Source organism: Leeuwenhoekiella blandensis MED217 (assembly GCF_000152985.1).
Taxonomy (GTDB): Bacteria; Bacteroidota; Bacteroidia; order Flavobacteriales; family Flavobacteriaceae; genus Leeuwenhoekiella; species Leeuwenhoekiella blandensis.
The window spans coordinates 2,293,447-2,310,036 of sequence record NZ_CH672395.1 but is presented as its reverse complement, the minus strand read 5'-3'; the positions used below and the strand labels follow the sequence as shown (position 1 = coordinate 2,310,036).

At 37.8% G+C, this 16,590-nt stretch carries 10 protein-coding genes and 2 pseudogenes; 10 read left to right on the top strand and 2 right to left on the bottom strand.

Translation table 11 applies throughout. From position 1 onward, the window contains the following. Positions 1-200: 200 nt before the first annotated feature. Positions 201-830, bottom strand: coding sequence for a helix-turn-helix transcriptional regulator (locus tag MED217_RS09905; RefSeq protein WP_009780377.1), 630 nt, complete (start codon positions 828-830; stop codon positions 201-203). 87 nt (positions 831-917) lie between these two features. Here MED217_RS09905 and MED217_RS09900 point away from each other — a divergent pair, with 87 nt between their 5' ends. From MED217_RS09900 to MED217_RS09865, 9 genes and pseudogenes are all read left to right on the top strand, one after another. Then, the gene (locus MED217_RS09900) at positions 918-1,529 is read left to right on the top strand and encodes a superoxide dismutase (RefSeq protein ID WP_009780376.1); all 612 of its coding nucleotides are present in this window, start codon (positions 918-920) and stop codon (positions 1,527-1,529) included. Between the two features lie 140 nt (positions 1,530-1,669). After that, positions 1,670-2,761, top strand: a complete 1,092-nt coding sequence (locus MED217_RS09895) for an efflux RND transporter periplasmic adaptor subunit (protein WP_009780375.1) — start codon at positions 1,670-1,672, stop codon at positions 2,759-2,761. 84 nt (positions 2,762-2,845) lie between these two features. After that, a pseudogene (locus MED217_RS09890) lies at positions 2,846-5,977 on the top strand (efflux RND transporter permease subunit). 10 nt (positions 5,978-5,987) lie between these two features. Next, on the top strand, positions 5,988-7,430 hold the full coding sequence (locus MED217_RS09885) for an efflux transporter outer membrane subunit (RefSeq protein WP_040533440.1): 1,443 nt from the start codon (positions 5,988-5,990) through the stop codon (positions 7,428-7,430). A 33-nt stretch (positions 7,431-7,463) separates the two neighbouring features. Then, a pseudogene (locus MED217_RS19370) lies at positions 7,464-7,715 on the top strand (2Fe-2S iron-sulfur cluster-binding protein); the annotation flags it as partial. Positions 7,716-7,754: 39 nt separating this feature from the next. Further along, on the top strand, positions 7,755-8,405 hold the full coding sequence (locus tag MED217_RS09880; RefSeq protein WP_230199257.1) for an adenylate/guanylate cyclase domain-containing protein: 651 nt from the start codon (positions 7,755-7,757) through the stop codon (positions 8,403-8,405). Positions 8,406-8,450: 45 nt separating this feature from the next. After that, positions 8,451-8,993, top strand: a complete 543-nt coding sequence (locus MED217_RS09875) for an NADPH-dependent FMN reductase (RefSeq protein WP_009780370.1) — start codon at positions 8,451-8,453, stop codon at positions 8,991-8,993. A 194-nt stretch (positions 8,994-9,187) separates the two neighbouring features. Further along, positions 9,188-9,532 (top strand): hypothetical protein, encoded by a 345-nt coding sequence (locus MED217_RS09870; protein ID WP_009780368.1) that lies wholly within the window; start codon positions 9,188-9,190, stop codon positions 9,530-9,532. A gap of 103 nt (positions 9,533-9,635) precedes the next feature. Beyond that, positions 9,636-11,039: a glycoside hydrolase family 140 protein gene (locus MED217_RS09865; protein ID WP_009780367.1), complete on the top strand. Its 1,404-nt coding sequence runs from the start codon at positions 9,636-9,638 to the stop codon at positions 11,037-11,039. 23 nt (positions 11,040-11,062) lie between these two features. Here the strand turns inward: MED217_RS09865 and MED217_RS09860 are convergent, their stop codons facing one another. After that, on the bottom strand, positions 11,063-15,187 hold the full coding sequence (locus tag MED217_RS09860) for a two-component regulator propeller domain-containing protein (RefSeq protein ID WP_009780366.1): 4,125 nt from the start codon (positions 15,185-15,187) through the stop codon (positions 11,063-11,065). Positions 15,188-15,409: 222 nt separating this feature from the next. On the opposite strand from MED217_RS09860, the gene MED217_RS09855 reads away from it, so the two are divergent. Continuing rightward, entirely contained in the window at positions 15,410-16,567 is a 1,158-nt protein-coding gene (locus tag MED217_RS09855) for a glycoside hydrolase family 43 protein (protein ID WP_009780365.1), read from the top strand. Positions 16,568-16,590: the final 23 nt, after the last annotated feature.

Genomic DNA, 16,590 nt, shown 5'->3' with positions numbered 1-16,590 from the left:
AGGGTGACAAGGGTTTGTCAGTAGCAAAATAGCTCAGCTAATTTTTATTTATAAAAAGGTCTGTTCTAAAAAGATTAGGGTACAAACTTTAATCTTTAAATGAGAATCATATAAAGCGGTTGAATTTTGACTAGAGGATATTCCAGAATCAAATTATAGAATGCCAGTGAGTAGAACAGGCTCAGGCAAAAACCTACCCATCACTCTTCGATCTTATATGCACAGCGGCGTGCACCTTCTAGAATGTGGTGTACGCGTTTGATCTGAACGTTTTCTCCAAGTATAGTTTTAAAAGTTTTAAGCTCAGATTTACAGAATCCCTGGCAGGTTTTTGCTGCTTCACAAATAGGGCAATGGTTCTCAATAAGCATAAAGCTCCCATCTTCATCCTTTTCAAATCGAGCCATATAGCCTTCAGAAGTTCTAATGGCTGCTAGCTTTGTAAGCTTATCTTCAAGACTGTCATCGGCATTAATTTGATCTTTATATCTCAAAATATTGTCTTGACCAGCGGCATAGATAATTTCGTTTAAAGCTTCCTCACCAAGATTCTGTTTGATTTTTTCTATCAATTTTACGGTAAGCCCAGAATGTGTATCAGGAAAACGTGCGTGACCTTTTGCCGTAAGCGACCACACCTGCTGAGGTCTTCCGCGACCTTTTGATCTGCTTTCAGATTTTATCAGTCCTTCATTAGATAATTTTAATAGCTGAAAACGTGCGCCTTCAGTGGTAACGCCGAGCTCATTTGCTATTTCTTTTATCGTTTGTTCGCCCTTAGTTTTAAGTATCGAAACCGCCTTTTCGTTATCTGAAATGTTATTTTCCATAATAAACAAAGTAATTATTTGGTTTATTATTCAAAAGTACTACTTTTGTAATGTAATTAAAAGTTTAATTTTCAAAACTACAAAGATATGAGTTATCAATTGCCGGCATTACCTTATGCCTATGTTGCATTAGAACCCTATATAGATGCAGCTACGATGGAAATTCATCATACAAAGCATCATCAAGGCTATACCACTAAACTCAACGCTGCTTTGGAAGAAGCAGAACTTATAGATGAGGACTTAGAAGACCTTTTTACAAAGGTCTCAGAACTTCCTAAAGGAATTAGAAATAATGGAGGAGGATATTATAACCACAAGCTATTCTGGACCATTTTAAGTCCTAAGGGTGGCGGCGAGCCAACAGGAGCAGTAGCAAAAGCAATTAACGATGCTTACGGTTCTTTTGAAGCGTTTAAAGATGCTTTTGATGCTGCAGCTGCAACGCGTTTTGGTTCTGGATGGGCGTGGCTCATCGTAGGAGAAGACAAAAAAGTAAAAGTGACTTCTACTCCTAATCAGGACAATCCATTAATGGATGTTGCTGATGATAATGGTACTCCAATTTTGGGATTAGACGTTTGGGAGCACGCCTACTACCTAAACTATCAAAATAAGCGACCTGAGTATATTGGTGCGTTCTGGAAACTTGTAAACTGGGACGAAGTAGAGAAACGCTACCAGGAAGCAATAAAATAAGTTCACTATCCTATAAATTCGGTGAGTTCAAAAAGCCGGATTTAATTCTTTTTAAATCACGAAAAACCGTGTAATCAAAAAACAGTTTGTTTTCTTGACAGCCACTCCTATGTGTTTTTCGAACCTAAACACCTAAGAAAATGATAAACTATAACAACAGGATCAGCTTTTTGATGCTCATCCTTTTTGGAGCTTTGTGGTCTTCCTGTAAAGAAGAAAGCAGCCAGAATATGGCGCAGGCTGTTCCGCAATATCCGGTTTTAAAAATTACAGAAGCGCCAACTACACTTCAGCGAAAATATCCTGCGGTTATTCAAGGGGAAGAAGATATTGAAATTCGTCCCAGAATTGATGGCTATTTACAGAAGATCTATGTTGAAGAAGGAAGCCGAGTAAAAAAGGGAGATCTTCTCTTTAAGATTGATGCTCCGCAGTATAACGAAGTGGTAAAAGCCGCACAATCTGCTGTTAAAAATGCCGAATTAAAAGTTCAAAAAGCTACTCCGCTTGTAGAAGAAGGCATTATAAATCAATACGAACTGGATGCTGCTAAACTAGATCTGGAAGCACAAAGAGCTTCTTTAGCTCAGGCGCAGGCCAATCAGGGATATACGTTCATTAAAAGTCCGGTTGATGGAGTTGTTGGTGCAATTCCGTATCGTACAGGAAGTTTGATAAGTCCGCAAGTAGTCGCGCCGTTAACCGTAGTTTCTGACATCGATAATGTGAAAGTCTATTTTTCTATGGACGAAAAAGAATATTTAGAATTTTACGCTGATCACGAAGGAAACTCGGTTGATGATAAACTGAAATCTTTCCCTAAAGTGAAGCTTCAGCTTTCAGACGGTAGTATCTTAGAAAGCGAAGGTGAAATTACAGCGATTAGCGGATTATTAAATCAGCAAACAGGATCGGCACGACTTACCGCGGTTTTTCCAAATGCCAATCAGAGAATACGTAGTGGTGGTAGTGGAAAAATCCTTATTCCGCAGGCATTTTCTTCAGCAATAATGGTTCCGCAGAAATCTACTTTCGAACTTCAGGATAAACGAATGGTCTATAAAGTAAAAGACGATCGCGTTTTTACTTCAGAAATTAAAACGATGCCAACCACCGTAGACAACAAATTTGTGGTAACCGAAGGACTTTCAGAAGGAGATATCATCGTTTTTGAAGGCGCAGGAACACTTCGCGACAGCCTTCAAATTAAACCGAATATCATTACCCAGTAAATTATTTGAAATACGATTAAGTGTTTGATTGCTATGTTTTTTACATAGTCGATCCTGGATGCTTATTGTCTTAAATTTAAAAATATGTTACAAAAATTTATAAGTAAACCAGTGCTTTCTACGGTGATATCGATCATCATCGTGATCCTGGGATTGCTGGGATTGTTTACCCTTCCTATCTCGCAATATCCCGATATCGCACCGCCTACGGTAGAAGTGACTGCCTCTTACCAGGGAGCGAATGCAGATGTGGTTAGAAATAGTGTTTTGATCCCTTTAGAAGAACAAATTAATGGGGTAGAAAATATGCAGTATATGACCTCTACCGCGGGTAACGATGGTAGTGCAACGATCACGATCTATTTCGATTTGGGTACAGATCCAGACCTGGCTGCTATGAACGTTCAAAACCGGGTGAATAAAGCCAATAGTTTATTGCCAGAAGAGGTGATTAGAGCGGGAGTTTCTACCAGTAAAAAGCAAACCAGTCTGGTGTATATTTTTAGTTTGCATAGTACCAAAGACACCTACGATCAAAACTTTTTGCAGAATTATGTAAACCTGAATATCCTTCCAAAACTGAAACGTGTAAACGGAATTGGCGATGCCTTTATCTACGGGGCTCGTGATTACTCGATGCGGATTTGGCTGAAGCCAGATGTGATGGCTTCTTATGGTTTAGTTCCTAATGATGTGATCGCAAAATTACGCCAGCAAAACATTGAAGCGGCTCCGGGTAAGTTTGGTGTGAATGGCGATCAGGCTTTTCAATACACTATCAAATATAAAGGACGATTACAAACCGCATCAGAGTTTGGAAATATCATTGTACGAGCCGATAAAGATGGGCATATTTTGCGATTAGACGATATTGCAAAAGTAGAATTGGGTGCTTTAAGTTATGGCAGTAGCACCACAACTCAGGGTTATCCAAGTACTTCGATTGCGGTGAGTCAAACAGCAGGTTCTAATGCATATGAATTGATCAACGAATGCCAGCGCATTATTGAGGAGAGTTCTAAAGATTTTCCTTCAGGAATTGAGTATTCACCGTTTTTGAATGCCAACGAATTTTTAAATGCTTCCATAGAAAAAGTGGAGCACACACTTATCGAAGCCTTTATTTTGGTATTTATCGTGGTGTTTATCTTTTTACAGGATTTTAGATCTACGTTAATCCCGGCGATCTCGGTTCCGGTGGCAATTGTAGGAACCTTCTTTTTCCTAAAAGTTTTTGGATTTACAATTAACCTACTTACACTTTTCGCACTGGTGCTCGCTATTGGTATTGTTGTAGATGATGCAATTGTGGTCGTCGAGGCAGTTCACGCTAAGTTAGATGAAGGTGCAAAATCTGCTAGAAAAGCAACGCTGAGTGCAATGAGCGAAATTAGCAGTGCGATCGTTTCGATCACGCTTGTGATGGCCGCCGTGTTTGTGCCGGTATCTTTTATTGGTGGTTCAGCTGGAGTTTTTTATAAGCAATTTGGTCTTACACTGGCAATTGCTATTGTAATTTCTGCAGTAAATGCCTTAACGCTGAGTCCTGCTTTGTGTGCGATTTTCTTAAAACCACATTCTGAAGATCATCATAAAAAGAAGACCGGAATTCAACGTTTTTATGCAGGATTTAATATTGCCTTTAATGCGATCACCGCAAAATATGTAAAAGGAGTTCAGTTTTTACTGAAAAGAAAATGGCTGGCTTTGGGAAGTATTGCAGCATTTTCTGTGTTATCGTGGTTCCTGATCAAAAATACACCTACAGGATTTGTTCCTGCGGAAGATAGTAGAGCCATCTTCGGAAATGTGATCTTACCACCATCAGCTTCTCTAGAAAGAACCGAAGCTTTAACCGATCAAATCGATAGTATTATTAGAACGGTTCCTGAAGTTGAATCTTCAACCAGAATGGCGGGGCAGGATCTTATTAGTGGTGCCGGTGGTTCTTACGGTGCATTTTTCATTCGTTTAAAAGATTGGGAAGAACGTGCTGGTGAAGGCCAGGATATCGAAAGTGTAGTGAATAATTTATTCAATAAGACTTCTGGAATAAAAGGAGCCAATATCATCTTCTTTGCAGCGCCTACGCTTCAGGGATTTGGAAACACAAATGGATTTGAGTTCAATCTTCAGGATAGAACAGCAAACGATATGGATCAGTTTAGCGGTGTGGTGCAAAATTATTTGGGAGCGATAAACCAACGTCCCGAGATCTTATATGCGACCACTTCGTTTAATAACAATTTCCCACAATTTGAGCTGGAAGTTGATATCGCTAAATGCGAAATGGCAGGGATCACGCCAGATCAGGTGTTAGCCGTAATGCAAGGATATTATGGCGGAATTTACGCTTCAGATTTTAACCGGTTTAATAAACAATATCGTGTTATGGTTCAATCTGATCCTGTGTTTAGTGCCAAACCAGAAGATCTTCACGCAGTGATGGTAAAAACCGTTCAGGGAGAAATGGTGCCCATTACGCAGTTTGTAACGCTTAAAAAGGTTTATGGATCTGAATTTATTAGACGTTTCAACTTGTATACGTCAGCAAATGTAACGGGTGTTCCGGCGCCGGGTTACAGTTCGGGTGATGCGGTGAAAGCGATTCAGGAAGTTGCCGATGAGAATTTACCAAAACAATTTGGATATGAGTTTGCCGGTTTAAGTAGGGAAGAGGTAAGTAGTGGTAGCTAGACGGTTTACATTTTTATACTTTGTCTGGTATTTGTGTACTTTTTACTGGCTGCTCAATACGAGAGCTATATTCTACCATTTTCGGTATTGTTGCCTTTACCTTTCGGACTTTCAGGAGCCTTTTTATTCGCAAAATTATTCGGGATCGATAACAATATTTTCCTTCAGATCAGTTTGATAATGCTTATTGGTCTGCTCGCAAAAAACTCGATCCTAATTGTCGAATTTGCCCTTATGCACCGTAAAAATGGGGAAAGCTTATTTACTTCAGCAGTTGAGGGAGCACGCGCACGTTTACGACCTATTTTGATGACTTCATTTGCTTTTATTTTCGGATTAGTGCCGTTGATGTTGGCTTCTGGAGCAGGAGCAGTAAGTAACCGATCTATCGGTACAGCCGCAGTTGGTGGAATGCTTACCGGGACTTTATTCGGAATTTTTGTGATCCCGGCGCTCTTTATGCTTTTCCAGTCTTTACAGGAAAAAGTAAGTGGTAAACCTGCAACTAATGAAGAATAAATTTAATGTTATGAGATCTAATATCATTTATATATACGCCTTCAGTCTTAGTTTTCTTTTGGTTTCCTGCGGAATAACCAAAGATTACGAAAAACCGGAAGCAGATACTGAGGCACTTTTCAGAAAAGAAATGGCAGCTGAAGTTGAAGTGCCGGAAGCACCTTTGATGCATTGGGATCAATTCTTTTCAGATCCTTATCTGCTGAATTATATTGAAGAAGGTTTAACTGAAAATTATAGTCTAAAGAATGCGATACAGCGTGTAAACAGCGCCAATGCTTTGCTGAAGCAGAGTAAAAAAGCATTCTTACCCAGTTTGGAAGGAAGTGCATCTGTGGCTAAATCTCGATTATCTTACACTCAAGGATTTGGATTTATTAAGGATGTAACGCAATACGACCTTGGGATTTCGACTTCCTGGGAAGCTGATGTTTGGGGGAAATTGAGTAGCGCAAAACGTGCCAGTTTAGCTGCGCTTTTGCAAACTCAGGCTTCTAAACAAGCAATCGAATCACAGCTCGTAGCCAATATTGCGATAAATTACTATCAATTAATTGCTCTGGATAAGCAACTGGAAACTTTAGAAGAAACTGCGGAAAACCGAAAATTTTATGTAGCAACGATGAAGAAGCTTAAAAGCTCAAATATGGTTAACGGTGCTGCCGTGGTGCAAAGCGAAGCCAACCAATATGAAGCCGAACTTTTAATTCCAGATGTGAAACAGCAAATTAGAGAAATTGAAAATGCGTTGTCGATTTTACTGGCTAGAAAGCCAGGTGAAATTCAGCGTAGCGGTTTTGATGATTTTGCTGAAATGAATATGCCTGAACTTTCGATAGGAGATCCTGCAGATCTAATGGCAAATCGCCCAGATGTGATGCAGGCCGAACTGGAGTATCGTCGTGCGTTCGAATTAACCAATGTTGCAAGAACACAGTTCTATCCTTCATTTGGACTTTCAGGAAGTGCCGGGTTTTCAAGTTTTGAGTGGGACGATCTTTTTACTAAAAACATAGGGCTTTTTGGGAATATCGCTGCCGGTTTAATGCAGCCGATATTCAACAAGGGGATCAATAAAGCGAATTTAGCAACGGCCAAAGCCGAGCAACAAATCGCCTTTAATAATTTTCAGGAAGCTTTGCTGGATGCCGGGAAAGAAGTTTCAGATGCAGTGTTTGCTTTTAAAACAGCCAACTCTAAGATTAGTAAACGCGCTTTGCAGTTAGAAGCCTTGAATAAGTCGGTTGATTATACGAAAAAGTTACTTCAGTATAATTCGCAAACCAATTATACCGATGTGCTAACGGCTGAGCAAAGTTTGCTGCGTGCCGAGATCAATAACATCAATGATGTTCTGGCCGAAAAACTGGCGCTGATCGATCTTTACAAAGCACTGGGCGGCGGTTGGAATAGCGAGAATGCCGAGATTATTTCCGAAGAAAATAAAAATTAGGGTAAAAATTAACCAATATAAACTTGATGTGGGATGGTAAAATCTTATCACCATATTAACCTTGTTAATGATGCCTCATTTTTGATCAATTCTAAAGAATCAATCTTAGAGGCATCATTAAAGAAGAACGTTCCATTTTGCTGTGAATGCGGGGGCAAAGCCAGATGTTCTACCTGCAGGATCTTAATTGTGAAGGGCGAAGAAAACCTTTCAGAAATTAATGCTGCGGAAGCAAAACTGAGAACTTACTTTGAGCTTCCTAAAAATGTTCGATTGGCTTGCCAGACCTACGTGAAATCGGGTTCAGTAAAAATAAAACGGATTATGAACGATGAGAGTGATTACCCGTTATACCTTAGAAATAAGCTGAATAAAAACGAGAATATTGGTAGAGAATTACGCTTGTGTTTACTTTTTTTAGACGTTCGGAATTTTACGCCTTTTGCCGAGCAGCATTTGGCTTTTGATGTGATTCATATCATACGGAAGCTGTTCTTTAATTTCGAAAAGATCATTCGGCAATTTGAAGGAAAAATTATTGAAACCAATGGCGACGGACTGTATGTTGCTTTTGGATTTGAAAAGACAACTAAAGCCAGTGTACTGGATACCGTAAACTGTGGTTTTGCGATCCTGAAGGAATTAAAACGACTAAATACTGAATATTTTCAGCGCTATTTTAATGAAGAGATCGAAGTAGGGATTGGTGCACATCTAGGGAAAGTTGCCACCGGTGATTTGTTGTTGGAAAATAGACCGCATCAAATCGTGATGGGATATGCGGTGAATGTTGCCGCGAGAATTCAGGAATTAACCAAAAAGCTAGACAACAGTTTTGTGATTTCTGAAGCGGTTTATGAACTATTGGATGTTCCTCCAGAAGCAGAAGTTTCTAGCGAGAAGATGAAAGGTGTAAAAGAAGCCTTCATATTGTATAAAATAGGAGAACATTTTCAGTATAAAAAGGAGAAATGAAAAGTTGATTCAGAAGAATTAACCAGTTAAAACGAATGCTAAAAAATGAAAGTTTTAATATTTAACGGCACACTCAATAAATCTAATGATACGTCGCAGGAAATTGCGAATTATTTAAAGGAATACTTGTTGCAGCTGGGAGCAACGTCGGTAATTTTTAATTTATCTGAATATGATATTCCCTTTTTTGAGGAAGATTTTTCAGAAGTTCCAGATTCGGTGACAAAAATGTTGCAAGTTTTTAAAGAATACGATCGGCACATTTGGCTTAGTCCGTTATATCACGGCGGAATGGTTGGCGCGATGAAAAATTGTCTGGACTGGTTAATTTTAAGTTCAAAAGACGAAAATCCATATTTAACGCATAAAATTATTGCGTTCATTTGCTGGGGTTATGGTGCAAACGCTTCAACAGGGATCGATAGTTTAAGAAATATTGTAGCCACTTTGCGTGCGTGGGCATTGCCGTATAGCGTCCCCATTGCAAGAGAATATTTATATGAAGAAGATCGATTTTCGATAATTTATGAAGAGAAATTTCAGCGCATAAGTGAGCTTTTGCTTCGGTCACAAATAACTATAGCATAGCTTTTAAGCGACTGATTATATTTAAAAGCTGAGATGCTCCCATTCTTTCCATCCTATTTTGAAAACCAGGTAAGTCCTAAAATCGTACATAGCTTGGTGATTGGTTTCATCATCGGTTTTTGAATTCGCGAGAAAAGTAGGTTCTTGTGACATTCAAAAATTGAACTTGATTTTTAACGAATTCAATTTCACATATGCACGAAATAACCCTAAATCTGCGCAATGTAGGAGAAAGCAAAACGAGTAGAATTAGTTATTTAACTCCCAGTTTTCCACAAAATGTTCAAGAATTGATTTTGGACCGTTACAGGGCTGAAGAAGAACAATGTAGAATCGATAATTCTATTGCATCGCTTTCTTCATTTTTAAAAACAACTGGAATAGACTCTAAATTTGATGGTGATGATCTCGTAACGGGCTTTGAAAGAGGAGTGTATTTAATTTTTGTAGATGGCTTTTTAATAAAGTGTCTTTCTCAGCCCATAAAAGTGACCGAAGATCTTGACATTACAATCATCAAAATGACCTTTTATAATTGATAGATTAAATACTGTGGTTTAGCACCTAAGTCTTTTTCTGATTTTAAATCGCTCAATTCCTGTTTGTTATCTTTTTGTTACTTTGTATAAAAGGTTTAACTATATGATACAAAGGATCGTAATTGCCGGATGGCTGTTGGTTAGTTTAGTGCTTTTAGGTTGCAAAGACAAGAGGGAATCGCAAGGTCATGAACAACCTGAGACCTTGCAACCTATCGAGATTGCAGATAATGCGCATTTTTTTAAAAGAGCAAATGGTGATCCCTTCTTTTGGCTGGGCGATACCGCTTGGTTATTATTAAAAAAATTGGATCGAGAAGCTATTGCTGCATACTTTGATGACCGTAAGAAAAAAGGTTTTAATGTCATTCAAGTGATGGTGCTGCATACATTAGATGTAGAAAATGTATATGGTTCAAAGGCGTTGATTGAGGATCAAATAAACACTCCCAATGTGATAGCGGGTGATAGTCTAAATACAGCTTCTTACGATTATTGGGACCATATGGCTTATGCAATTGATCTTGCAGAGCAAAAAGGTTTGTATGTGGCGTTAGTTCCGGTTTGGGGTGGGAATGTGAACTCTGGTAAAGTGTCTGTAGCACAAGCAGAAGAGTATGGACGCTTTTTAGGAAATCGATTTAAAAATAACAATATAATTTGGCTTAATGGGGGGGATACTTTTGGTGATCAGTATAAGGAAGTATGGAATGCCTTGGGGACGAGTATTCACGCGGAAACACCACAGCTTTTACAAACTTTTCATCCGCGAGGCAGACAGCAATCTTCAGACTGGTTTCATACAGCATCTTGGTTAGATTTTAATATGTTTCAGTCGGGGCATAGAACCTATGATCAGGATGATTCAGAAAAAGGTTTTGGTGAAGATAACTGGCGTTATGTAACTGTGGATTACAACTTAAAACCCACAAAGCCTACACTCGATGGTGAACCCTCTTATGAAGGAATTCCTCAAGGTCTACACGATACGCTGCAACCTTTATGGAATGAAAATGATGTGCGCAGATATGCATATTGGTCGGTTTTTGCAGGTGCTGCGGGTTTCACTTATGGGCATAGTGCTATAATGCAGTTTTACACTGAAAAAGATGGCGAAGGCGCCTATGGAAATAAGATGGATTGGCAGGTTGCGCTCCAAGCCGAGGGAGCAGGGCAGATGCAGTATCTTAAGCAATTGATGTTGTCTTACCCATATATGAATAGAGTTCCTGATGAAGATTTAATTGTGAATCAAGGTGAACGCTACAATTATCTCGCAGCGACACGCGGAGCCGATTATGCAATGATCTACACCTATACCGGTAGAACAATTGAAGTACATATGGATAAAATTGAAGGCGATCAAGTAGATGCATTATGGTACAATCCAAAGGACGGAAGCAAGCAATCTATAGGTATGTTCAAAAATGAAGGAACACAAGTGTTTGATCCGCCGGGCGAAATTTACGAGGGTAATGATTGGGTCTTATTGCTAGAATCAACCTAATAATTGGAGCTTCAATTATCCTGTTAATTGGGTTTGAAATCTGATGGAGTTTTACCAAACCGCTGTTTAAAAATCTTTCTAAAATATTTAGGATCACTAAAGCCTACTTCATAAGCCGCTTGAGCAATGCCAAAGTTTTGTTTCTCAATTAAATAAGCTGCGTGCTCTATTTTTATAGTTCTTATGTAGTTATTGATATTTTTACCTGTAAGCGCTTTAATCTTTCTGTAAAGCGATGATCTGCTCATTCCTATTTCTTGTGCAACGGTGGTGACAAGCTTTCCATCTTCCTGCATATTTTGAAGAACAATTTCTTTAAACTCTAAAAGAAATTGTTTTTCAAACTCAAGAAGCTTGTTTTCTTCTTCAGTATTTAATCGTGAGGCTTCGCTACTTTTTGCAAAATTTTGAAGCAAGAGTTTTCTGCCGTGTATCAAATTGGTAATGCGTGCTTTTAGCACTTTTACATTGAACGGTTTAATCATGTAATCATCAGCACCTTCGGTATATCCTGTTTCGATGGTTTCACAATTATTTTTTGCCGATAGTAAGATGATTGGAATATGTGAAGTTTCTTTTTTTCCTTTTAAAAATTGGCATAAATCAATTCCACTTTTAATAGGCATCATAATATCACTAATGATAAGATCAGGAATATATTTTATAGCTTGATTGATACCTATCTCTCCATTTTCTGCGTGAATTAGATCATACTCTTGACTCAAAACTCCATCTAAAAATTCTAGTATGTCTGGATTATCATCAATCAAAAGAAGGAGTTTGCGATTATTGTCTGGTTTGACTAAAAGATTATTAACAGGAGTTTGTTCTTTATAAGTAGAAACGTTTTCAAGTAATTGATTTTCTATAGTTTTTTTATTGGAAACCGCATTTTGATCATTGTCCAAATACGCATCCAGCAATTGATCGTCATAAGGTATTTTAAGAGTGAAGCACGAACCTTTTCCTTTTTCGCTTGTAACTTCTAAACTTCCTTGATGTAACTCTGCAAAGCGTTTGGAAAGTGCTAGCCCTATACCGCTGCCATCTTTTTTTAATGACATATTAGATTGATAGTACCATTCAAAAATTTGCTCTAGATCTTTTTGATCGATTCCTGCTCCTGAATCTTTTACCCGTATTTGAAGGTAATTATCTATTGTATCAACCTTTACATAAATTTTGCTTTTTTCTGGACTGTATTTTATAGCGTTAGAAACCAAATTATTTATGATCACTTGAATTTTTTCCAAATCACAAAATACAGATATAGGGAACTGAGGCTTTGACAAGATCAGGTCGATGTTTTTGGTTTTAAGCAGCGGCTGGTAGGCATCTATCCAGTTAGAGATATTTTTTGTGATGTTGTACTCTTTTAAATCTAAATTGCTCAGACCTTCTTCACTTTTTCTAAACTCAAGAAGTTTATTAATAAACTGAAGAAGATTATTCGCATTGCGTTTAATCAATTTGAGATTTTTGCGTTGTTGTTTATGAACCGCATTTTCTAACAAACTTTCAAGAGGAGCAAGTATAAGAGTGAGTGGTGTTTTCAATTCATGAGAAAAGCCGGTATAAAACCGAATTCTCTCTTCATTAATTTCCTGTTCAAGTTGACGTTGGCGTTGTTCAAAAATGAGTGAATTCTTCAGTTTTACACGTTCAGCATAATATTTCAATCCAGCCCAAATCAATATGAAAAGAGTTACAATATAAAATAAATAGGCAGGCCAGGTTTCCCAAAATGGAGGTGCAATTGTAATGGCAAGCTCTTTATATTTTGGGGATTCAGCCTGATTTTCAGCTTTGATTTTTAGTACATAATTACCGTGTGGAATATTGCTAAAATTGATACGATTGGTGTTTTTTAGATCAATCCAATGTTCATTGTAGCCGTCAAGTAGATACGAGTAGTTTGTAGTTGTAGCAAAGGGAAAACTCAAATTTGTAAAAGCGAGTGAAAAATTAGTTTGGTTATGTGCGAGTTTAATTTCCTCTTTATAAATAATGGATTGGTCCAAAATAGCTTTAGAATCATTAGGATCTACTAAAACTTCTTCATTGGCAAGTCTAAAATCTTTAATAATTAAGGAACCTTTTATGTTCTTACGTTCTAATTTTTCTGGATTAAAAATTGTGACGCCTTTGTTTCCGCCAAAATATAAAGTTCCGTCAGAACTTTTTATGGCAGCTCCTTCATTATATTCACTTACTTGAATGTTATTGAAAAAATTTAAACTTTTTACAGTCGCATCTTTAAGATTAAACTTGCTAATCCCTTTATCGGTTCCTAAGATCAAGTAAGCACCATTATAATCAATAATGCTATTAACAGTATTATTGCTTAACCCATCAAATTCGGTATAATTTTTAGCACTAGAATCTCCTTCCTTAAAACGAACGAGACCGCCATGTTTAAGACCAGTTACGATAGTGCCATCGTCCAAAACTTTTATACTAAAGCCTACATTGCTGGTAATTCCGGGAAGATTTCCATTAAAAAAGGAAGCAACCTCACCCGATTCAGGGTTGTATTTGAGTATCCCGTTACCGTAAGTGGCCATCCAAAGGGTACCATTTTGATCTTCGTCTATCGCTCTGATATCCATTTTTGGACTTATCGCATCAAGTTGATCTATGTATTCAAATGTATCTTTTTGTTTATTGTATTTAAAAAGTCCGCCGCGGTTTGTTCCCACCCACAACTGTTGTGCGTGATCTACAAATAGGCACCTTACATCATTACCATCTTCTTTAGCGCCTTGCAGATAATAACTCCATTGATTGCTTTTTAGATCTAATTTGTGTAATCCCTTTTGATAGGTGCCAACCCATAAGTTTGAATTATCATCTTCAGCAAGGGTATTAAGGTAATTGGTTTTGAGTCCATTTTGAATGGTGTAAACATCATGGTGTAAAGCTCCTGATTGTGGGTTATAGGTATCTATTCCGCCGCCATCGGTTGCTAGGTAAATAATACCTTTATTAGAAAGAATGAGGTCATTAATTCTGTTATGTTTCAGTTTCTCACCACCGGTTAGATCACTTTTTAAAAGCCTCACAGGCTCACCTGCAGGGTCAACAAAATTCAATCCGGCATTGGTGCCTATCCAAATGTATCCATTTCGGTCTTTTTTAAGTGTGTTTATCGATGCATTTGTGATACTACTGTTATTATCATTAGGCTTAAATTTCACGACAGAAAACGCCTGGCTTTGATCGAGAAAACTTTCTATGTTAAACACATTTAAGCCGTCATTATAAGTACCTACCCAAAGATTTCCCAAATCATCTTTTGTAATAGCCATAATGCGATTACCTGATAATCTAGTTGAATGGGCACTTTTATCAAGGTGTAAAAACTTGCCGTCTGCTTTTTGAACAAAAAGTCCATTTTCAGTACCTATCCACGCATTAGCCTCATCATCAACATATACTGTATTTATTTCTTTAACTGTAGTGTTCTGAACAGTTAACGGGATTTGAGTTACTATATCTGTTTTGATATTGTAACGATTAAGCCCTTTGTCAAAGGTTCCTACCCAAATAATAGAATCATTTTGCTTGGCAATACAGGAGATTTTTAAAGAAGATAACTCTTTTACGGGGCTGTTAGAAGCTCCTTTATATGCGATTTCTTCTGTGCCATTATATACAAACAGACCTTGATTGTAAATACCTATAGCATAGCGATTATGGTCAAGAACAACAGATGAGTTTACACTTAGTTTGAGACCCGGATAATAGTTATTTAAGAGATCAAAGCGTTCTGTTTTTGAATCATAGAAGTTGATCCCGCCGTCTGTAGCAAGTATAATACGTTCATCTGGTGCAAAAGAAATGTCTTGAATGTAGTTGTTTGAAAGTCCAGAATTTTCTTTTCTAAATATTTCAAATGCGTTCCCATCATAACGATTGAGTCCATCTGAAGTACCTATCCAAAGAAATCCTAGAGCATCCTCTCCAATGGTTTTAACAATATTATTTGAGAGTCCATTTTGAGTGTCCAAACTATAAAAGGTAAGCTCTTTGTCTAAAAATCCGGTCTTGGTATTTTCATTTTTTTGGCCAAAAATTAGGGTAGGAGTAATGCATATAAAACACACTATTAAAGTGAAAAAACCTACAGAATGTCTTGAAAGGACCATAACACTAGAATTTTAAAGATAATATAAAGAATAAGAGTAAACGTTGGTGAAAAAACTGAAAATATATGTTTTTATTGATGAATGCGCATTTACACCCCCTTATTTTGCCATTTTGACCCTTGCCAAAACTCTTAAAATATGTGAAAATTGTATTCGAAGTTGATTACTATTTCGATTTCGTTAAAAATATACGAAACAATATTTTAACTATTTATAACAACTATGGCAAACATACAATATGTAAAGAAATTTTTAATGTTGTTGTTTTTTGGATTGCTATGTGGGTATTTTTCTAATGCGCAACTCTCTGAAAAACATACCTACTTTTCACCAGGATCGCTATGGCTAGATACCAACCACGAGCACATAAATGCGCATGGTGGTGGGATATTTGAAGAAGATGGAATTTACTATTGGTATGGTGAGCATAAAAATAAAAACAGTCTGGCACAGGTAGGGGTCAGAGTTTATTCATCTACTGATCTTTACAATTGGACGAATGAAGGAGTGGCACTAAGTGTGTCAGAAGATCCTGATTCTGAAATCACCATTGGATCTGTAATAGAGCGCCCAAAAGTTATATATAATGAGAAAACGCAAAACTATGTTATGTGGTTTCACCTTGAACTCAAAGGTCAAGGCTATGCAGCTGCAAGAACAGGTGTGGCAACCAGTAAATCTCCTATGGGACCTTTTACCTATCTCAAATCCTATAGACCAAATGCAGGGCAGTGGCCCATTAATTTTTCAGAAGATCAAAAGCTAAGCAGCGCCTCAGATAATAAGTTGGAGTGGTGGACACCAGAGTGGACAACAGCGCTCAAAAATGGTCTTTATGTAAGACGCGATTTTGAAGAAGGTCAAATGTCTAGAGACATGACTCTTTTTGTAGATGATGACGGTAGTGCATATCATATTCATTCTTCAGAAGAGAATCAAACGTTACATATAGCTGAGCTTACTGATGATTATCTAGGCTTTACCGGGAAATGGGCACGTATTCAGCCGGGAGGTCAAAACGAGGCGCCGGCAATATTTAAAAAAGGAGCAACCTATTACATGGTTACTTCAGGGCTTACAGGTTGGGCTCCCAATCCTGCAAGATCATTCAAGGCTACATCCATTTTTGGTCCTTGGGAATCTCTTGGAAATCCGGCCAAAGGGAAGCACAGTAAAGTCACATTTCATTCTCAAAGCACATTCATCTTACCGGTAATAAGTAAATCAGATACTTCCTACATCTATATGGGCGATAGATGGAATCCTAAAAACCATATCGACGGTAGGTATATATGGTTACCACTGGAAATCAACAACGGAAAACCCGAAATAAAATGGCAGGACACTTGGCAACTCCAAGAATCAACACCTGCCGAATAAAAACTGAATATTAACTAATAAAG

Coding starts and splice junctions, on each gene's coding strand:
- MED217_RS09905 (WP_009780377.1), bottom strand. CDS start 830: ATGGAAAATAACATTTCAGATAACGAAAAGGCGGTTTCGATACTTAAA.
- MED217_RS09900 (WP_009780376.1), top strand. CDS start 918: ATGAGTTATCAATTGCCGGCATTACCTTATGCCTATGTTGCATTAGAA.
- MED217_RS09895 (WP_009780375.1), top strand. CDS start 1,670: ATGATAAACTATAACAACAGGATCAGCTTTTTGATGCTCATCCTTTTT.
- MED217_RS09885 (WP_040533440.1), top strand. CDS start 5,988: ATGAGATCTAATATCATTTATATATACGCCTTCAGTCTTAGTTTTCTT.
- MED217_RS09880 (WP_230199257.1), top strand. CDS start 7,755: ATGAACGATGAGAGTGATTACCCGTTATACCTTAGAAATAAGCTGAAT.
- MED217_RS09875 (WP_009780370.1), top strand. CDS start 8,451: ATGAAAGTTTTAATATTTAACGGCACACTCAATAAATCTAATGATACG.
- MED217_RS09870 (WP_009780368.1), top strand. CDS start 9,188: ATGCACGAAATAACCCTAAATCTGCGCAATGTAGGAGAAAGCAAAACG.
- MED217_RS09865 (WP_009780367.1), top strand. CDS start 9,636: ATGATACAAAGGATCGTAATTGCCGGATGGCTGTTGGTTAGTTTAGTG.
- MED217_RS09860 (WP_009780366.1), bottom strand. CDS start 15,187: ATGGTCCTTTCAAGACATTCTGTAGGTTTTTTCACTTTAATAGTGTGT.
- MED217_RS09855 (WP_009780365.1), top strand. CDS start 15,410: ATGGCAAACATACAATATGTAAAGAAATTTTTAATGTTGTTGTTTTTT.